Raw genomic sequence first — 17,545 nt, forward strand, 5'->3', positions numbered from 1 at the left:
CCCGGAGAAGACTCTGTTAGGAAAGTATCAAGCCTCTGGCGTTGCGGCAGATCAAGAGCCCGGCCGGCAGATCACCTCTCTCGGCCGGGCATGGTCGGTATCAGTCGACGAGGTCGGCATAGAGCGCGGTGCTGAGATAGCGCTCACCATAGGAGGGGATGATGGTCACGATCAGCTTGCCCGCATTCTCGGGACGTTTCGCGACCTGGATCGCCGCCCACAGCGCCGCGCCGGAGGAGATGCCGACCAGCAGCCCTTCTTCGCGCGCCGCGCGACGGGCGATATCGAAGGCATCCTGATTGGTGACGCGAATGACCTCGTCATAGGCTGCGATATTGAGCACATCCGGGACGAAGCCGGCACCAATACCCTGCAGCGGATGCGGGCCCTTCTTGCCGCCTGACAGGATGGGGGAGGAATCGGGTTCGACGGCAATGGACTTGAACGAGGGCTTGCGGGCCTTCAGCACCTCGGACGTGCCAGTAATGGTGCCACCGGTGCCAATGCCCGAGACCAGAAAATCGACCTCGCCATCGGTGTCGCGCCAGATTTCCTCAGCCGTCGTCTGGCGGTGGATTTCTGGATTGGCCGCATTCTTGAACTGCTGCGGCATGAAATATTCCGGCCCCGAGGCCGCGATCTGCTCGGCACGCGCAATGGCGCCGCCCATGCCGTCCGGTCCCGGCGTCAGCACGATTTCCGCGCCATAGGCGCGCAGCAGAATGCGGCGTTCGCGGCTCATGGTCTCGGGCATGGTCAGGATGCAGCGATAGCCGCGGGCCGCGCAGACCATGGCGAGGGCGATGCCGGTATTGCCGGAGGTCGGCTCGACGATAATGGAATTGGGGCCGATCAACCCGGCCTTCTCGGCGGCGTCGATCATGGCGACACCGATGCGGTCTTTCACGCTATGGCCAGGATTGAAGTATTCGAGCTTGGCTACAATCCGGCCGGGCGCGTCGCCGCCCAGACGGCGGATCGCCACCAGCGGCGTATTGCCCACCAGGGCGGTCACGTCATTCGCGATTTTCATAAAACTCTTCTCCGAGCAAATACCCGCACAAGCTTACACCCTCGTCTTCCATCCCAAAACTGAGATGATTTTTCTCTTATTCGACAAAGGGAAGATGCGGACCTTCTCTCAAATCGTCCAGTCGAAGGAATCGTAGGCGAGGCTCGCCAGAACCTCGTCGACGCCGCCCAGCGACGGCCCTTCGGCATTCATCCGCACCAGCTTGGCGGGCACGCCGGCGACCACGGCATTGGGCGGCACCGCACGCAGCACGACCGATCCCGCGGCGATGCGCGAATTCTCACCGATTTCGATATTGCCCAGCACCTTGGCGCCGGCGCCGATCATGACACCGCGGCGCACTTTCGGATGCCGGTCTCCGGCCTGCTTGCCGGTCCCCCCCAGGGTCACGTTCTGCAGAAGGGAGACGTCGTCCTCAATCACGGCGGTCTCACCCACGACAAGCCCGGTCGCATGATCCAGCAGGATGCCGCGGCCCAGGCGCGCGGCCGGATGGATATCGGTCTGAAAGACTTCCGAGGACCGGCTTTGCAGATACAGCGCGAAATCGCGCTCGCCATTATGCCACAGCCAATGGGTCACCCGCTGTGCCTGAATGGCGTGGAACCCCTTGAAATAGAGGAAGGGCTCGATGAGGCGCTCGCAGGCCGGATCGCGATCATAGACGGCCACGATATCCGCCTTGAAGGCCCGGCCGATATCGGGGTCGGCCGAGAGAGCGCGATGAAAAGCCTGCACGATCAAGGGCAGAGAGACGACGTCGCTCTTCAGCCGCGAGGAGACGCGGTGGCAGATGGCCGCCTCGAAGGAAGGCTGGTTGATGATCGATTCCAGGAAGAGCGTGGCCAAGGCAGGGGCCTTTTCATAGGCATCCTCGGCTTCCCGGCGCAGACGCTCCCAGATCGGATCAATCGGATGGTCGGCCGGGGTGCGGGGCACGACAGCCAGGCCATTGCTCTTCGAGCCACTCAAGGCGGTCTCCCTCCGTCTTCATCCGCGCGACCGGACAGCCACGCGAAGGCTCATTTATACGGCAATCGAAGCGAGAGCCATGTGAGGGCAGCGCATGCCGCCTCTTCCCTGCTGGCAGATGCGCTGAGACAGTCCATATTGAAGGCGCGGTTGCTCAACGGTCACGCTACACCTTCTATGGTATCGACATGAAATTGATTAGCTGGAATCTCCTGCACAAGGAGGGCGCGGCCGTGGGTGAGGTCGCCCATCTCGTCGCGCAGGAACAGCCCGATGCGCTGCTGATGCAGGAAGTGACCGCCGAATTCGATGATCTGCCGCGTATCATCGGGGGCAGCTACAGTCGCATCCCCCTGCCAGGCCGCCGGCACGGCCTTGCCATCTGGACGGCAAAGCCACCCGTCAGCGTGCCGACTGTCGTCACCCTACCGGCCGGCACCGTCGTCCGCCGCATTGCGCTGATCGCCGACCTGGGCCCTTTCAGCGTCGGCAATGTCCATCTCTCACATTCCCAACTGCTCAACCGCCGCCAGCTCCGCCATGTCGCCGAGCATCTGCCTGCCCATGCGGCCATCTTGGGTGACTATAATCTGGTCGGACCGCCGCTCCTGCCGGGCTTTCAGGATGTGGGGCCGCGCGCAGCCACCCACCGGATGAGCGATCTGCTGCCGCTGCGGCTGGACCGCTGCGTCATTCGCGGCCTGATCTGCCAGGAAGCGGCCGTGCTGGGCCGCGCTGGGTCAGACCATCACGCGATCATGGTGCGGCTGATCCGGGCTGCCGATACCCAGCCGGGCCTGCGTGACCCGCGCCGCCTGCTGGCCCGGGCCGCGCAGTTAGCGCGCCAGAACGCGGGGCGATTCCGGCGCCCATGAGGCCCAGACCGGCATGCCGAGCGCGAAGCGCCCGGCATGGTCGCTCGGCAGATCGGCCCAGATCTCCCCGGCCTCGCCGTCATCCAGGCCCAGCTTGATGCGCGTCAGCGAGCCGAAAAAGGTCACTTCCTGGATGGTCGCCGGCACGGCGCCGGCCGGCGCGGTGACGTCGCGGCCGCTCAAAGTCACATGTTCCGGGCGTAGGAACAGCTCAACCGCGCTGCCTACCGCCTGATGGCTGGCGGCATAGGCCGGCAGATAGGCATTGCCCACCCGCACGCCGGCGCCATCCGTAGTGCCCGCCAGCACGCCGCCGGCGCCGATGAAGCGCGCGACGAAGCCGTCCGCCGGGGTCCGGTAGATCTCGGCCGGTGGTGCCATCTGCAGGACATGGCCTTCGCTCATCACCGCGACGCGGTCGGATATGGACAGCGCCTCTTCCTGGTCATGCGTCACGAACACGGTGGTGATGCCGGTTTCCTGCTGGATGCGGCGAATTTCCGAGCGTAGCTGCGTGCGCACCTTGGCATCCAGCGCCGATAGCGGCTCGTCGAGCAGCAGAATATCGGGCTTCACCGCCAGCGCGCGGGCCAGCGCCACGCGCTGCTGCTGACCGCCCGACATCTGATGCGGGAATTTATGCACATGGGCGGCAAGGCCCACCATGCCGAGCAGGCGCTCGGCTTCGGCCAGCTGCGATTTCGTATCGCCCAGGCCGCGTACGCGCGGTCCGAAGCGGACATTCTGCAAGGCCGTCATATTGGGAAACAGGCTATAGGCCTGAAAGACCATGCCCATGCGGCGCTTATTGGGCGGCAGATGGGTGACGTCCTGGCCGTTCAGCAGCACCTGGCCATGGTCCGGGGTCTCGAACCCGGCCAGGATGCGCAAGAGCGTCGTCTTGCCGCAGCCCGAAGGGCCGAGCAGACACAGCAGCTCCCCCTGTGCCAGCTCCATGTCGATCTGCTTGAGGACGGCGCGCGGGCCGTAGGTTTTGCGGATGCCGGTGAGCGTGACGCCCGACATTGCGATATGCGCGGTGCTATCCATCAATGCGCCCCTCCGACAGTAGCCGCGCCGCGGCGGCTGGTTATTAAGACGCCAAGCATGAAGACCCAGGTGAGCAGGAAGGCGAAGAGCGAGAGCGCAGCCGCCTCGGTGATCGCATTTTGCCCGGTATCGTTGATGAAGACCGCGAAGTTGTGGAACAGCAGCACGCTGGCAAAGGTAAATTCACCGATGACGGTGGTCATGATGAGCAGCACAGCGCCGACCAGGGCGGTGCGCAGATTGGGTAGGATCACCAGAAAGATGATCTGTCCCCAGCCACCGCCGAGCGACTGGCCTGCTTCCGTCAGCGTCTGCACGTCCAGCGTGCCAAGCCCGACCTCAAGCGACCGGAACGTATAAGGCAGGCAGAGGAAGAAATACGGAATGACGAGATAGTTCGGCGTGCTGATCAGCCAGGATGGACCCGTATAGACCGTCGTCAGACCGGCAATGAGTGCCACAGCCGGGATAACGAAAGGCAGGTTCGAGATGAATTCAAACAGCGGCTTCAGCTTCGGCGCCTTCAGATGCACGAAGATCATCGCCGGCACGAGCAGCACGAAGGTCAGAATCATCGTCTCTATGCCGAGGCGCAGCGACAGGAACAGGCTCGACCAGAAGCCGGGCGCGCTCAACATCATGCCATAGGCAGACCAGCCGTATTTGCTGCCGCCTTCCCATAGGCTGAAGATTCCGGTCATCACCAGCGGCGTGATGAAGTAGACGGCGCCGAACGCGATGATGATCCAGTTCCCGAGACTGAGCGTTCTGCGGGCACCATAGGCTTTGCGGGCGCTGCGCTTCGGCAGCGGGGCCTCAACTTCAGAAGCGGTGACACTCATGACCAATCCCCTTCCCTATCGCCGCCAGCGCGCCGCGTAACGCGACACGAAGGAGTAGATCACGAGCACAACCGCCATCACGAGGATCATGCCGGTTGAGAGCGCGGCCCCCACCTGCGGGTCGGACATCACATTGCCCGAAAGAACGTTGCTGATATCGATGGTGACCAGCGCGATATTGCCGTCGGTGAGGGCATAGGGCGTGGCATAGGCCGAGAAGGCGCTGCCAAACAGCAGCAGGAAGCCGCCGAGCAGCGAGGGCGTCAGGATCGGCAGCCCGATGAGGCGCCAATACTGCCAGCTCGTCGCACCCAGACCGTCAGATGCTTCACGCCATTGCGCACGCAAACCCTGGATCGCGGGGGTGATGATGATGAGCATCAATGGGATCTGGAAATAGGCGAAGGTGATCGTCATTCCCGTGAGCGAGTATAGCGAAAAGCCCATACCGTAGATGTTGATACCCAGATGCTTGAGCAGGATGGTCACGAAGCCGAGGCTGCCGAGCGTCGAGATGAAGGCAAAGGCCAGCGGCACGCCCGCGAAATTGGCGGCGACCGCAGAGAAACTCGTGACGATGGTACGCAGGACCGAGGGCGCGCCCGGTTGCAGGCTGGCATAGGCCAGCAGGAAGCCGCCGATCAGGCCGGTAAAAGCCGAGGCGACACCGAGGATGATCGAATTCTCGAAAGCGACCCGATATTGATAGTCCCAAAGTCCGGCGATGTAGGAGAGCGTGAAGCCCTTGTCGCCGATGAAGGTCTGCACGATCAGCACGACCGTCGGTGCGATCAGGAAGGCCAATACGAACAGCAGGAACAAACCGACGAAAATCCACGGAATGACGCGCCCGAGCATGGCGCTCAGGCCGCCGGTTCCCGCGGATTCCGCGATGCGGGGGGCACTTGGCCCCCCGAATGCTACGGGTTGAGGCGTAGCGGTATTGCCTGTCTGGCTCACTGAACCCCCCAATCCTTTCGTCGTCGGCTTTCGCGCGACGTCTTAGATATGCACGAGTTGCGGCCAGAGGGTCGCCAGCGTCTTCTGGGCCTTGGCGACCTGCTCCTGGCTCGCGAACGTAATGTTCGCATAAGGCGCCGCCGGCGGCAGCTTGGCAGAGAGGGCGGCGGAGATCAGGTTGCGCTTGGCGAGATCAGCATAACGCGCCGGATGGGCATAGCCCGCCAGGAACAGCAGCTGGCCCTCATCGGAATAGAGCCATTCCTGCCACAGCTTGGCGGCATTCGGATGCGCCGCGTCCGAGGGGATCGCCTGGCAGTAGAAGCTGCCGTAAGGCTGGCTGCCTTCGGGCACGACCACTTCGATCGTGGCCTTGCCGACGGCGGCATCGCGATAGCCGAGCGACAGGTAATCCCAGTTGATGACGATCGGCGCCTGGCCGCTGACGAGCAGCGCCGGACCGGTGGCCGCCGCCGGGTTCAGGTTGCCGAGCTTCGCGAGTTCACCGAAATACTTCACGCCCGGTGCGATGTCATCGAGCGAGCCGCCATTGCCGAGGGCGGCCGCGAAGACGGCGGCGAAAGCCGCGCCGGCACCGAGCGGGCTGCCGTTCAGCGCGATCATGCCCTTGTATTCCGGCTTCTTCAGATCGGCCCAGCTGCGCGGCGCATTCTTCACGACATTGGTGTTGGTCGCGATCGAGACGACGCCGAAATAGTCAGCGACCCACAGACCGTCGGGGTTCTTCATGCCATCCGGGATAGTGTCCCAGGTGGCGACCTTGTAGGGGGTGAACAGGTTCTGCTTCACGCCGATCGAAGCGAAGGACGGGCCGATGTCAAGCGCATCCGGGGCGCGGTCCTGGCCCTTCAGGGTGCGAACGGCCTGGAGTTCCTGAGCGGAGGAGCCATCTGGATTGGCGTCGTCGATGGCAATGCCATATTTCGCCGTGAACCCGTCCATGATGGCGCCGTAATTGGCCCAGTCACGCGGCAGGGTAATGACGTTGAGCTTGCCTTCCTTCTTCGCGGCGGCGATCAGCGCATCCAGGCTATCGGCGGCGCGGGCAGAGCGCAGACCGGGCACAGAGGCGAGCGCAGCGCCCGCCATCGTCGCCAGCCCAAGCTTGGCATAGTCACGACGGCCGAAAAGCGACTTTTCGTTCGGCATTAAAGGCTCCTGATACAAATCTGTGAAGAGAGCGATGCAGAGACCAGACTAGGACAAGCACGTTCCCGCCGAGGGCAGGACGGGTGAGGCGCATCCGCCCAAGAGAAGGCCGATACAGCCGGACGCGAGGCTGGACAACGTCACTTTTATGACAGTTACCAGACAACTCACAGGGCTGTGACTCTTTGTGAAGGATGGAACCATCCCGATTGAATGGCCACGCCGCCGGCGCTGGCCGAATCCGACAGCCGCCTAGATCTGCCTCCATCTTGCGCATTGAAAAACAAAGATTTTTCCAAAACAGTCCGAAAGCAAATACGAGTGTTCCTATTTTGTTCTTGACTTGAGGCCGGGCGAGGCGCGAACCTCCTTCTGACGAAGGAGGCTCCCGATGCTCGAAACTGAAAGCCTGTCGCCATCGGCTGCACCCGTCCACCCCCGCCCTCAGCGGACAGGGCCGGACCCTGTGCGCATCACCCGCAGCCGCGGCAGCGACCGGGCGCTGCCGGCCGTCCCCAGCCTCGCCCGCGCCGGCCGTGGTGCAACCACCAATCCGGGCGTGCGATTTGAGGCACGGGAGACGGTCGCGACCGATGACGGCTGGGGCTCGCTCGAGGCCTGTTTCGGCGACCTGCCGGCGCTAGAGACGACGCTGATCCGTGACCATTCGCGCACGGTGATTGCCCGCAACACCAGCCCCGACATCGGCTTTGACCGCTCAATCAACCCCTATCGCGGTTGCGAGCACGGCTGCATCTACTGCTTCGCCCGGCCCAGCCACGCCTATCTTGGCTATTCGCCCGGCCTCGATTTTGAGACCAAGCTGCTCTTCAAGCCCGAGGTCGCGACCCTGCTGGAAAAGGAGCTGTGCCGCCCGTCCTATGACCCGAGGCCGATCACGCTCGGCGCCAATACCGATCCCTATCAGCCGATCGAGCGGCGCCTGCAACTCACCCGGCAGGTGCTGGAAGTGCTGCGCGATTTCGGCCATCCGGTCAGCATTGTCACCAAATCCGCCCTTGTCCTGCGCGATCTCGACATTCTGCGCGACATGGCGTCGCGTGGTCTGGCCCAGGTCTTTGTCTCCGTCACCACATTGGACCCGGCGCTGGCGCGGGTGATGGAACCGCGCGCCTCGGCGCCGCTGCTGCGGCTGCGTGCGGTCACCGCATTGAAGCAGGCCGGCGTGCCGGTGGGCGTGCTCGCCGCGCCGATGATCCCAGGCCTCAATGATGTCGAGCTGGAGGCGCTGATCGCGGCCTCAGCCCAGGCCGGCGCCGACCGCGCGGGCTATGTTATGCTGCGCCTGCCGCTGGAACTGCGGGAGATGTTCGCATCCTGGCTGCAGCAGCATGTGCCAGGCCGCGCGCAGCATGTGCTCAGCCTGATCCGCCAGGTGCGCGGCGGCGCGCTGAATGACGCAACCTTCGGCCAGCGTTTCACGGGCACCGGCCCCTATGCCGATCTCATCGCCCAGCGTTTTCAGAAGGCGACCCGCAAGCATGGGCTGGACAGCGCCATGGCGAAGCTCGACATCACGCAATTCCGCGTGCCCGACCGGCTTCGGACCCCGCCGGGGCATAGCGCGCCTGAAAAGCAGATGTCGCTGTTTTAAGCGGTGGGCGGGACTGGCCTTTGTCCTGCTTCCACAAGGGTCAGGCCCGTGGCGCGATAGGGGGCAAGCACCGCCTCGCCGGCCCCGGCCTCGACGATCAGCGTATCGACCCGGTCCAGCGGCAGGATGCGGAAGGGTGATACCGCGCCCAGCTTCTCAGCCGAGGCCAGCACCACCGTCTCCGCCGCCTGGGCTGCCAGGGCGCGCTTGATGCCCGCCTCCTCGGCATCGCCCGTGGTGACGCCGAAATCAGGATGCACGCCGGTCACGCCCATGAAGAAGATATCGGCCCGGATGCCGGCGATCATGGCGGCGGCGACACTGCCCATGGCGACCAGGGAATGCTTGAATAGCCGACCGCCGATGATTTCGACATCGATATTGTCATGCCCCGCGAGTGCCACGGCAATGCTGGGGCTGTGGGTCACGACCGTCGCCTTCACATCATGCGGCAGCAGACGCGCAACCTGGGCTGCCGTCGTCCCGCCATCCAGAATGACCACCTGGCCCGGCTGCACCAGCCGGACGGCGGCTTCGGCCACCATCAGTTTAGATTGCGGCGCCACCGCCCAGCGCGCCGGCAGTGCCGCCGTCGCGGGGGACGCCGGCAAGCCGCCGCCATGCACGCGCAAAAGCTTTCCCTCGGCCGCCAGTTCCCGCAGATCGCGCCGCAGCGTGTCCTCCGACAGGGCTAGTTCTTCGGCCAGCTGCTTGGCAATGACGCGGCCATCCCGCCGGAGACGGTCCAGAATAAGCGCTTTGCGCTCGGGCGTGAGCATCACGAAACCGTCCAAATTTTCTTGACTCTGCACGATTATGCACGCTTTGTCACGAAATCACGACAAGCGAGTCCTTGGGATGAGCGTTCACGACCGTATCCAGGTGCATGAGGTCAAGACCCTCGCCGCCGACTGGTATCTGCTGAAGAAGACGCGCTTCAGCTTCCGCCGCAGCGACGGCACCTGGCAGGAGCAATGGCGGGAGACCTATGACCGCGGCAATGGCGCGACCATCCTGCTCTATGATCTGGCGCGGCGGCAGGTGGTGCTGACGCGGCAGTTCCGGTACCCGGCCTTCGTCAATGGCCATGACGATCTGCTGATCGAGACGCCGGCCGGGCTGCTGGATGCGGCAGAGCCTGAGGCCCGCATCCGCGCGGAGGTGGAGGAAGAGACCGGTTTTCGTCTCGGCCCGGTGAGACGGGTCTTTGAGGCCTATATGAGCCCTGGCTCCGTCACCGAAAAACTCTTCTTTTTCGTCGCACCCTATGCGCTGGCCGACCGCATCGGTCCCGGCGGCGGCAATGCCGATGAGGGCGAGGATATCGGCGTCATGGAAATCTCCATCGACGACGCTCTCGCGGGCATCGAGAACGGTCTGATCCGCGATGGCAAGACCATCATGCTACTGCAATACGCGGCCCTGCATCTCTTCCCAGACGCGCATCCGTCGGCCGGCCTAGCCCGTTAACCAGCCTTGCGGCAAGGTTACGGGCGTAATGACAACAAAGCACGATTCGGCGGCGGGCCAGAGACCCGTATTGCTCTGGTTCCGGCGCGACCTTCGCCTCGCCGACCAGGATGCCGTGGCCGCGGCGGCAGAAAGCGGCGTTCCGGTCATCCCGGTTTTCATTCTGGATGACAATAACAGAGCACCACAGCGCGCTATCGGGGCGGCCAGCCGCTGGTGGCTGCATCACAGCCTGACGAGCCTCGCCAAGGACCTCGATGCGCTGGGCAGCAGGCTGGTTCTACGCCGGGGTGATGCCGCGCAGACGATCGCAGCACTGGCCGCGGAGACCGGCGCCCGCGCCATCCATACCGGCTTCATGCCCGATCCCGGCGATCGTGCGACCGACCGCGCGGTCGCCGACGCCCTGCAGGGCCAGGATTGCCGGCTGCACCGCCATCGCACGACGCTGCTGCATGACCCGCATAAGGTGCAGACCCAGGCGGGCAAGCCCTTCAGCGTGTTCACACCCTTTGCCAAGGCTTTTGAGGCGCAGGTCCATGTGCGCCCACCCGCGCCTGCCCCCCTTCATCTGGCCAAGGGGCCAAACCCGAGGTCGGACAAGCTCGCGGATTGGCAGTTGCTGCCCACAATCCCTTGGGATCGCGGCATGGTGGAAGCCTGGACGCCGGGCGAGACCGGTGCGGCCAGGCGCCTCGCCGATTTCGTCGCAGGCACCGTGGATGGCTATAGCAAAGCCCGCGACCTGCCCGGAGAATCTGGCACCTCCCGCCTCTCCCCGCATCTGCATTGGGGCGAAATATCGCCCTGGCAGGTGTGGGAGGCGGTGGGAGAGGCCAAGGGTCAGGCCGGCATCGCCGCCTATCGGCGGGAACTGCTGTGGCGGGAATTCGCGGCCCACCTGCTCTGGCACAATCCGCATCTGGTCGATCAGCCGCTGCGGCCGGAATTCGCGGATTTTCCCTGGATGGAAGATGCAGCGTCCGAGCGCGCCTGGCAGCGCGGCCAGACCGGCATTCCCATCGTCGATGCGGGAATGCGGGAATTATGGACGATCGGCTGGATGCATAACCGCGTGCGCATGATCACCGCCTCCCTGCTCATCAAGCATCTGCTGATCTCGTGGCAGCAGGGGGAGCACTGGTTTTGGGATACGCTGGTCGATGCCGATCTCGCCAGCAACTGCGTCAGTTGGCAATGGGTGGCGGGAAGCGGCGCCGACGCCGCGCCCTTCTTCCGCATCTTCAACCCCGTGCTGCAGGGCAAGAAGTTCGATCCCGACGGCCGCTATGTCCGGCACTGGGTGCCTGAGCTTGCCGCCCTGCCCGACGCCTATATTCATGAGCCTTGGGCCGCGCCGGACGACATACTGCGCGCGGCGAAGGTCAGTCTTGGCCGCACTTATCCGAAGCCCATCATCGATCTCGCCGAAGGCCGTGCACGGGCACTCGCCGCCCTGAAGCAGATCACGGGACGAAACGAGTAAGCCGCTGTCTTGCAACTTTGGCTGCCCGACCTATCTGCTCAAAACAACAATCTAGGGGACAATCGCCATGGCCCGCAGCAACTTTTCCGACTCCGCCCGCGACGCCGCCGGTCGCATTCAGGATGCCGTCGGCGACTTCGCGGATGACGCGCAGGACGTCGCGCGCCGCCGCTATCGCACCGCGCGCGGTCAGGCCGAAGGCTATCTTGGGGAAGCGACCGACCGCATCCGCGAGCAGCCGCTGGTTGCCGGTCTCGCCATTCTCGCGATCGGCTATATCCTCGGCCGCCTTCGCGTCATCTAAGCCTTGATCGGACGAAATCGCTGGCAGCCTCTGCCGGCATGAGCTGTGATATTCTATCGCGCGAAGCCCGGGGGCCCACTGCCTCCGGGCTTTTCCGTGTGTGGCTGGCGGTCGAATGCGCGGCGATCTTTATAGGCGGGCCGCTGGCCATTCTGGCCATCTACCGCGCCGGTATTCTGTTCGTGGCGCTTTGGCTGGGCGCGCTGATCGCCTGGGCGGGTACGCGCAACCACCAAACCGTGCCCAAGACAAGGCTGGCGCATGAAATCAGCGGCATAGCCCTCCGTTTCGCGGTCCTCGCGCCGCTCATCACCCTGGTGACCTGGGCCGTCTGGCCTCACCTTTTCCTCAGCCTACCGCGCCAGCGCTCGCTGTTCTGGGCGCTGATCATGGTCCTGTATCCGCTACTCTCAGTCTGGCCGCAGGAGATGCTGTACCGGCGCCTGCTGTTTCATCGCTACCGCGCGCTGTTCCGCACCGATATCGCGCTAATTCTGATGAGTGCGGCCGCTTTCGGCTTCGCCCATATCATCTTCCTCAATTGGATCGCGGTCGCCATGACGGCGGCGGGCGGCCTGCTGTTTGCGCGCGACTATGCGCGCCACAGGTCCCTGCCGCTCACCTGTCTGGAACACAGTCTTTACGGTTGCCTTATCTTCACCGTGGGCCTCGGCCGGTTTTTCTATACCGGCGCGGCCTGGCATCACTAAAGCGGGTGACGCAGCTTACCAGGGTACGGCGCCCTCATTGCTGGTAAAGCCGCCCGTGGGGCCGTCTTTTCCCATCAGTGCGAGGCGCACAGCCTCACGCGCCCCTTCCTCCACCGTCTGCGTGCCGGAATATCGATTGAGATTCGTCTTCGTATAGCCCGGGCAGACGGCATTCACCTTGATTCCCTCGGGCTCCAGCTCAATCGCCAGCGCAACCGTCAGGGCATTGAGCGCGGTCTTGGACGCCGGATAAACCGGGCCAAAGATCGACCGATAGGGAAAAGCCGGGTCAGAATTCCGCGTCAGCGAGCCGACCGTGCTTGAGACATTGACGATCCGCGCACCGTCTGCCGCGCGCAGCCAGGGCAGCATGGCCTGGGTGACGGCGAGCACGCCGAACACATTCGTCTCCCACACGGCGCGCATCTCCTCCAGCGGGACATTGCTCGGCTTGGTTGTCTGCGCATATTCCGCAACCGTCTCGAAATGAAGGCGTCCGGTGTTGGAGATGGCCGCATTGTTCACGAGCACGTCCAGCCGGCCGAATTCATCGCCGATGCGCGCAGCGGCGGCGGCGATCGAGGCCGGGTCGGTGACATCGAGCTGGATCGCATGCGCCCCGCCGCCGATCTCGTCTGCTGCCGCCTGGCCACGCTCCGCGCTGCGGGCGCCGAGGAGCACAATATAGCCGTGCGAGACAAGATCTTTCGCGATCTGCAGGCCAATCCCCTGATTGGCCCCGGTGACGAGGGCGATGGGTGTCTGCGTCATGGCTGTTTCCTGGATCTGGTTGGCATTGTTCCGCCCGCACTGCCGGGATAGGCTGCTAGAAACGGAACCTTGATCCGTTAAATACGGAACATTGTTCCGTTTTGCAAGTGAGATCCGCGTGACCAAGCCGCCTGCCCTGCCCGTCGAAGGGCGCCCCTTGCGCGCCGACGCCCAGCGCAGCCTTGATGCCCTGCTGGAAGCCGCCAAGATCGTCTTCGCAAAGTCAGGCGTGGATGCCCCTGTGCGTGAGATCGCGGACCAAGCAGGGGTGGGGCTCGGCACGCTCTATCGCCGCTTTCCGCAGCGCGCGACCCTCATTGCCGCCGTCTTCCGCCGCGAGATGGATGGCTGCGCGGATGCCGCCCAGACGCTGGCCGCCGCTCATCCACCCTTTGAGGCTCTGACGCATTGGCTGCAGCATTACGCGACCTTTGTCGGCACAAAGCGCGGCCTCGCCCAAGCCCTGCACACGGGAGACCCCGCCTATGCCGCCCTCCCTGCGCATTTTGAGGAACGCCTGCGCCCCGCCTTCCATCGTCTGTTCGACCGCGCGGTGCAGGCTGGCACCGTCCGGCGCGACGTCGATGCCGACGATCTCCTGCGGGCCGTATCGGGCCTCTGCATGTCGGGCTACACCCAGTCGCCCGACCAGGCGCAGCGCATGATCGCCCTGTTGCTGGACGGGCTGCGCTACGGCGCGGGCTAGACCTCTTCCACCGCCGAGATACCGGGCATGACCTTCAGCGCGGCGGCCAGGCGGGGTGAGATATTGAAGCGTCCGGGCAGTTTGATCTCCGCCTCGCGATTGGCATCGAGCCGCGGGCAGAGATAGACCTCACCGCGGCCTGACCCTTCCTGCGCTAGTAGAGCGCGGATATGCGCAACCGCCGCCGTTTCAGACAGCCAGACGCGCAAGCCCACCCCGGCCCCGGCCGCCGCTTTTTCTAGAGAGGCGACATCCTGCGCCGTGATGCGCAGCGCGTCACCGTCCATGCGCAGATCGACCGTCACCAGCAGCGCACTGCCTTCCCGCAGAAACTCCTGAGAACGGGACAGCACTTCGCTGAACAGCGTGACCTCGAAACTGCCGCCGCTATCCGACAGGCGCAGCCAGGCCATGCGGCCGCCGGTCTTGGTCGGCCGCACTTTGGGTGAGCCCACAACGATACCGGCAACCTTCACGCGGCCGACCCCGTTTTCGGCAACCGTCTGCAGGCGCGTGCTGGTGGTGACACCCAGGCGCCGCAGGGTTGAGCCGAAACTGTCCAGCGGATGACTGGTGAGATGAAATCCGATCGCCTCGGCCTCGAACCCCAGCCGGTCCAGCATCGGCCAGTCCAAAAGATCCGGCAGGCGCAGCGGCTCGGGCCGCGCCCCTGCCCCGCCGAACAGGCCGATCTGGCCGCTGCCGCGATCCTCGGCGGTCGCCTGCGCGCGCTTGAGCAAAATCTCCGCCCCCGCAAAAAGATGCGCGCGGTTATTGTCGAGATGGTCGAAGGCGCCCGCCTTAATGAGGTTTTCGAGCTGCATCTTGTTGAGCAGCTTCGGGTCCACGCGCTCGGCGAAATCCGCCAGGCTCTCGAAGGGTTTGGCGGCGCGCGCCGCCGTGACCGCTTCCATCGCCGACTGGCCGACGCGCTTGACGGCCGCCAGCGCGTAGCGGATGGCGAGCTTGCCGTCCGGCAGACGTTCCACCGTAAAATCCGCCCCGGACCGGTTGATGTCCGGCGGCAGAATGGTGATGCCCATCCGGTTCGCTTCCTGGCGGAAGGCCGCCAGCTTGTCGGTATTGCTGATGGCAAGGCTCATACAGGCCGCGATGAAGGGCACCGGATGGTTGGCCTTCATCCAGGCGGTCTGATAGGCAACCAGCGCGTAAGCTGCCGCATGGGACTTGTTGAAGCCATAATCGGCGAACTTCGCCATCAGGTCGAAAATTTCGCCGGCCTTCTCGGCCGCGATCCCCTGGGCCATAGCGCCATCGGTGAAGATCTGGCGCTGCGTCTCCATCTCCGCGCGGATTTTCTTGCCCATGGCACGGCGCAGCAGGTCGGCTGCACCCAGGCTATAGCCGCCCAGCTTCTGGGCGATCTGCATGACCTGTTCCTGATAGACCATGATGCCATAGGTCTCGGACAGGACGTCGTGAATATCGGGGTGAGGCGGCTCCCAGGGTTCGCCATGCTTGCGCTGGCAATAGGCCGGGATATTGGCCATGGGTCCCGGACGATAGAGGGCTACAGCCGCGATCAGATCCTCGAACCGGTCAGGGCGCATCTGGCGCAGAACATCGCGCATGCCCTGGCTTTCAAACTGGAAGACGCCGCCGGCATCACCCTTTTGCAGCATCTCGTATGTTGCTACATCATCCAGCGGCAGCGTGTCGATATCGACGTCAATATCCAGACCCTTGAGAAAGGTGATGGCGCGGCGGATGATGGTCAGCGTCGTCAGGCCCAGGAAGTCGAACTTCACCAGCCCCGCCTGCTCGACATGCTTCATCGAATATTGCGTGACGAGGAAGTCGGACCGCGGGTCCTTGTACAGCGGCACCAGCTCGGTCAGCGGACGGTCACCGATGACGACGCCGGCCGCATGCGTGCTGGCATGGCGATACAGGCCTTCCAGCTGCAGCGCGATTTCCAGCAGGCGGCGGATGGATTCGTCCTCGTCGCGCATCTGCTGCAGCTTGGGCTCACCGTCCACCGCTTCCTTCAGCGTGACGGGCTTGGCCGGGTTGTTGGGGATCAGCTCCGCCACACGATTGACCTGGCCGAAAGGCAGGCCCAGCACGCGGCCGACATCACGCACAGCCGCACGCGCCTGCAGCTTACCGTAGGTAATGATCTGGGCCACGCGATCGGCGCCATACTCATGGCGCACGTACGAAATCACCTCGTCCCGGCGATCCTGGCAGAAGTCGATATCGAAGTCGGGCATCGATACTCGGTCCGGGTTCAGGAACCGCTCGAACAGCAGGCTGAAGCGGAGAGGGTCGAGCGCCGTGATGGACAGCGCATAGGCAACGAGCGAGCCCGCGCCCGAGCCGCGTCCCGGCCCCACCGGAATGTCGCGCGCCTTGGCCCATTGGATGAAGTCGGCCACGATCATGAAATAGCCGGGGAAGCCCATGCGGGCGATGACGCCGAGTTCAAACTCCAGGCGGTCTGTATAGATCTTCCGTGTTGCGTCATCGGGCTTCATGCGGTCGAGATGCTTCGCCAGCCCCTCCTCCGCCATGCGGCGAACCGTCTCCTCCTCGGTCATGCCCTCACCCACCTTGGGGCACACGGGCAGCAGCGGTTTGCGGGTCTCGGCCATCACCGCGCAACGCTGAGCGATGGCAAGCGTATTGTCGCAGGCTTCCGGCAGATCGCGGAACAGCTCCCGCATGACGGCCGCCGGCTTGAACCAATGCTCCGGCGTGACGTGGCGGCGGTCGGCCTCCGACAGCACCCGCCCTTCGGCGATGCAGAGCAGCGCGTCATGGGCCTGGTGCATCGAGGCGGTGGCAAAATAGCAATCATTGGCCGCGACGATGGGCAGCCCCATCTCATCCGCCAGCGCCAGGATGCCGGGCTCGATCGCGCGTTCGACGGCCAGCCCATGGCGATGCAGCTCCACCGCCATGCGGTCGGGGAAAAGCTCCGCGAAACGCGCGAGCAGGCGCGCGGCCTCGGCCCGCTGCCCTTCGGCCAATAGCCGGTTGACCGGCCCGAAGGTGCCGCCGGTGAGCAGAAACAGCCCTTCGGACAATTCGGCCAGCCGCTCGAAACTCACCTGCGGACGCAGGCCGGTCTCGGTCTCCAGAAAGGTGACCGAGCTGAGGCGCTGCAGATTCGCAAAACCCGCCTCGGTCTGGGCCAGAACCACAATCGGATCGGGCGCCAGACGCGGCAGATCGGTGCGCGACAACCCGATCTGGCAGCCCATGATCGGCTGCACGCCTTTGCCCGCGGCGTATTGGGCGAATTCCAGTGCGCCGAACAGATTGCTGCTATCGGTCAGCGCCAGCGCGGGCATGCCGTCACCGGCGGCAAGCGCGATCAGCTTGTCGACCTTGATCGCTCCTTCGCTGAGCGAATAGGCGGAATGGGTGTGCAGATGGACGAAGCTGGCAGAGGTCATGGGCCAAGCCTAATCCATCACAGGCGAGTCGGGCAGCGGTCTCTGTGCATTGCACGCGCCTGGGACCGGCCTAATAACGCCCCGTAAATGCCCAGGAAAACTTTCCGCCAGGGAGTCGAATAGGAGCGGACCACAACCGCTACCCGCATCTTTGTCGAG

Annotated in this window: 16 protein-coding genes; 7 read left to right on the forward strand and 9 right to left on the reverse strand. The window is 64.3% G+C overall.

Features of this window, described 5'->3' with window-relative positions; genetic code table 11:
- Positions 1–100: 100 nt before the first annotated feature.
- Positions 101–1,033, reverse strand: coding sequence for a cysteine synthase A (gene cysK, locus AC3G7M_RS17275; RefSeq protein ID WP_489213366.1), 933 nt, complete (start codon positions 1,031–1,033; stop codon positions 101–103).
- Positions 1,034–1,141: 108 nt separating this feature from the next.
- Complete coding sequence (cysE, locus tag AC3G7M_RS17280) at positions 1,142–2,005, reverse strand: serine O-acetyltransferase (RefSeq protein ID WP_489213367.1); 864 nt, start codon at positions 2,003–2,005, stop codon at positions 1,142–1,144.
- A gap of 188 nt (positions 2,006–2,193) precedes the next feature.
- On the opposite strand from cysE, the gene AC3G7M_RS17285 reads away from it, so the two are divergent.
- On the forward strand, positions 2,194–2,880 hold the full coding sequence (locus tag AC3G7M_RS17285; protein WP_489213368.1) for an endonuclease/exonuclease/phosphatase family protein: 687 nt from the start codon (positions 2,194–2,196) through the stop codon (positions 2,878–2,880).
- On the opposite strand, the gene AC3G7M_RS17290 is transcribed toward AC3G7M_RS17285, so the two are convergent.
- Genes AC3G7M_RS17290 through AC3G7M_RS17305 form a run of 4 tightly spaced genes read right to left on the reverse strand, consistent with a single transcriptional unit; the run spans position 2,842 to position 6,902 of the window.
- Positions 2,842–3,930, reverse strand: a complete 1,089-nt coding sequence (locus AC3G7M_RS17290) for an ABC transporter ATP-binding protein (protein WP_489213369.1) — start codon at positions 3,928–3,930, stop codon at positions 2,842–2,844. The two genes, AC3G7M_RS17285 and AC3G7M_RS17290, sit on opposite strands and share 39 nt — an antisense overlap.
- Complete coding sequence (locus tag AC3G7M_RS17295) at positions 3,930–4,772, reverse strand: ABC transporter permease (RefSeq protein WP_489213370.1); 843 nt, start codon at positions 4,770–4,772, stop codon at positions 3,930–3,932. Before AC3G7M_RS17295 ends, AC3G7M_RS17290 begins: the two co-directional genes overlap by 1 nt.
- 15 nt (positions 4,773–4,787) lie before the next feature.
- Positions 4,788–5,732: an ABC transporter permease gene (locus tag AC3G7M_RS17300; protein WP_489213371.1), complete on the reverse strand. Its 945-nt coding sequence runs from the start codon at positions 5,730–5,732 to the stop codon at positions 4,788–4,790.
- A gap of 42 nt (positions 5,733–5,774) precedes the next feature.
- Positions 5,775–6,902: an extracellular solute-binding protein gene (locus AC3G7M_RS17305; protein WP_489213372.1), complete on the reverse strand. Its 1,128-nt coding sequence runs from the start codon at positions 6,900–6,902 to the stop codon at positions 5,775–5,777.
- Between the two features lie 391 nt (positions 6,903–7,293).
- Here AC3G7M_RS17305 and AC3G7M_RS17310 point away from each other — a divergent pair, with 391 nt between their 5' ends.
- On the forward strand, positions 7,294–8,517 hold the full coding sequence (locus AC3G7M_RS17310) for a PA0069 family radical SAM protein (RefSeq protein ID WP_489213373.1): 1,224 nt from the start codon (positions 7,294–7,296) through the stop codon (positions 8,515–8,517).
- On the opposite strand, the gene AC3G7M_RS17315 is transcribed toward AC3G7M_RS17310, so the two are convergent.
- Positions 8,514–9,329 (reverse strand): DeoR/GlpR family DNA-binding transcription regulator, encoded by an 816-nt coding sequence (locus tag AC3G7M_RS17315; protein WP_489213374.1) that lies wholly within the window; start codon positions 9,327–9,329, stop codon positions 8,514–8,516. The genes AC3G7M_RS17310 and AC3G7M_RS17315 overlap by 4 nt on opposite strands.
- A 46-nt stretch (positions 9,330–9,375) precedes the next feature.
- Here AC3G7M_RS17315 and AC3G7M_RS17320 point away from each other — a divergent pair, with 46 nt between their 5' ends.
- The 4 genes from AC3G7M_RS17320 (at position 9,376) to AC3G7M_RS17335 (ending at position 12,487) form a co-directional block, all read left to right on the forward strand.
- Positions 9,376–9,987: a GDP-mannose pyrophosphatase gene (locus tag AC3G7M_RS17320; protein WP_489213375.1), complete on the forward strand. Its 612-nt coding sequence runs from the start codon at positions 9,376–9,378 to the stop codon at positions 9,985–9,987.
- Between the two features lie 28 nt (positions 9,988–10,015).
- Entirely contained in the window at positions 10,016–11,473 is a 1,458-nt protein-coding gene (locus tag AC3G7M_RS17325; protein ID WP_489213376.1) for a cryptochrome/photolyase family protein, read from the forward strand.
- A gap of 67 nt (positions 11,474–11,540) precedes the next feature.
- Positions 11,541–11,777, forward strand: coding sequence for a CsbD family protein (locus AC3G7M_RS17330; RefSeq protein WP_489213377.1), 237 nt, complete (start codon positions 11,541–11,543; stop codon positions 11,775–11,777).
- A gap of 38 nt (positions 11,778–11,815) precedes the next feature.
- Positions 11,816–12,487 (forward strand): CPBP family intramembrane glutamic endopeptidase, encoded by a 672-nt coding sequence (locus AC3G7M_RS17335; RefSeq protein WP_489213378.1) that lies wholly within the window; start codon positions 11,816–11,818, stop codon positions 12,485–12,487.
- A gap of 15 nt (positions 12,488–12,502) precedes the next feature.
- On the opposite strand, the gene AC3G7M_RS17340 is transcribed toward AC3G7M_RS17335, so the two are convergent.
- Positions 12,503–13,258 carry an SDR family oxidoreductase gene (locus AC3G7M_RS17340; RefSeq protein ID WP_489213379.1) on the reverse strand — a complete coding sequence of 252 codons (756 nt, stop codon included), beginning with the start codon at positions 13,256–13,258 and terminating at the stop codon, positions 12,503–12,505.
- Positions 13,259–13,376: 118 nt separating this feature from the next.
- Between AC3G7M_RS17340 and AC3G7M_RS17345 the strand changes: the two genes are divergently transcribed.
- On the forward strand, positions 13,377–13,964 hold the full coding sequence (locus tag AC3G7M_RS17345) for a TetR/AcrR family transcriptional regulator (protein ID WP_489213380.1): 588 nt from the start codon (positions 13,377–13,379) through the stop codon (positions 13,962–13,964).
- On the opposite strand, the gene dnaE is transcribed toward AC3G7M_RS17345, so the two are convergent.
- Entirely contained in the window at positions 13,961–17,386 is a 3,426-nt protein-coding gene (dnaE, locus tag AC3G7M_RS17350; RefSeq protein WP_489213381.1) for a DNA polymerase III subunit alpha, read from the reverse strand. The genes AC3G7M_RS17345 and dnaE overlap by 4 nt on opposite strands.
- Between the last annotated feature and the right edge of the window lie 159 nt (positions 17,387–17,545).

The organism is Acidisoma sibiricum, assembly GCF_057837225.1.

What these genes read in the sequence shown, in the direction of transcription:
- cysK (WP_489213366.1), bottom strand. Translation starts at nt 1,033, where the DNA reads ATGAAAATCGCGAATGACGTGACCGCCCTGGTGGGCAATACGCCGCTG.
- AC3G7M_RS17285 (WP_489213368.1), top strand. Translation starts at nt 2,194, where the DNA reads ATGAAATTGATTAGCTGGAATCTCCTGCACAAGGAGGGCGCGGCCGTG.
- AC3G7M_RS17290 (WP_489213369.1), bottom strand. Translation starts at nt 3,930, where the DNA reads ATGGATAGCACCGCGCATATCGCAATGTCGGGCGTCACGCTCACCGGC.
- AC3G7M_RS17295 (WP_489213370.1), bottom strand. Translation starts at nt 4,772, where the DNA reads ATGAGTGTCACCGCTTCTGAAGTTGAGGCCCCGCTGCCGAAGCGCAGC.
- AC3G7M_RS17305 (WP_489213372.1), bottom strand. Translation starts at nt 6,902, where the DNA reads ATGCCGAACGAAAAGTCGCTTTTCGGCCGTCGTGACTATGCCAAGCTT.
- AC3G7M_RS17310 (WP_489213373.1), top strand. Translation starts at nt 7,294, where the DNA reads ATGCTCGAAACTGAAAGCCTGTCGCCATCGGCTGCACCCGTCCACCCC.
- AC3G7M_RS17320 (WP_489213375.1), top strand. Translation starts at nt 9,376, where the DNA reads ATGAGCGTTCACGACCGTATCCAGGTGCATGAGGTCAAGACCCTCGCC.
- AC3G7M_RS17325 (WP_489213376.1), top strand. Translation starts at nt 10,016, where the DNA reads ATGACAACAAAGCACGATTCGGCGGCGGGCCAGAGACCCGTATTGCTC.
- AC3G7M_RS17330 (WP_489213377.1), top strand. Translation starts at nt 11,541, where the DNA reads ATGGCCCGCAGCAACTTTTCCGACTCCGCCCGCGACGCCGCCGGTCGC.
- AC3G7M_RS17335 (WP_489213378.1), top strand. Translation starts at nt 11,816, where the DNA reads ATGAGCTGTGATATTCTATCGCGCGAAGCCCGGGGGCCCACTGCCTCC.
- AC3G7M_RS17340 (WP_489213379.1), bottom strand. Translation starts at nt 13,258, where the DNA reads ATGACGCAGACACCCATCGCCCTCGTCACCGGGGCCAATCAGGGGATT.
- dnaE (WP_489213381.1), bottom strand. Translation starts at nt 17,386, where the DNA reads ATGACCTCTGCCAGCTTCGTCCATCTGCACACCCATTCCGCCTATTCG.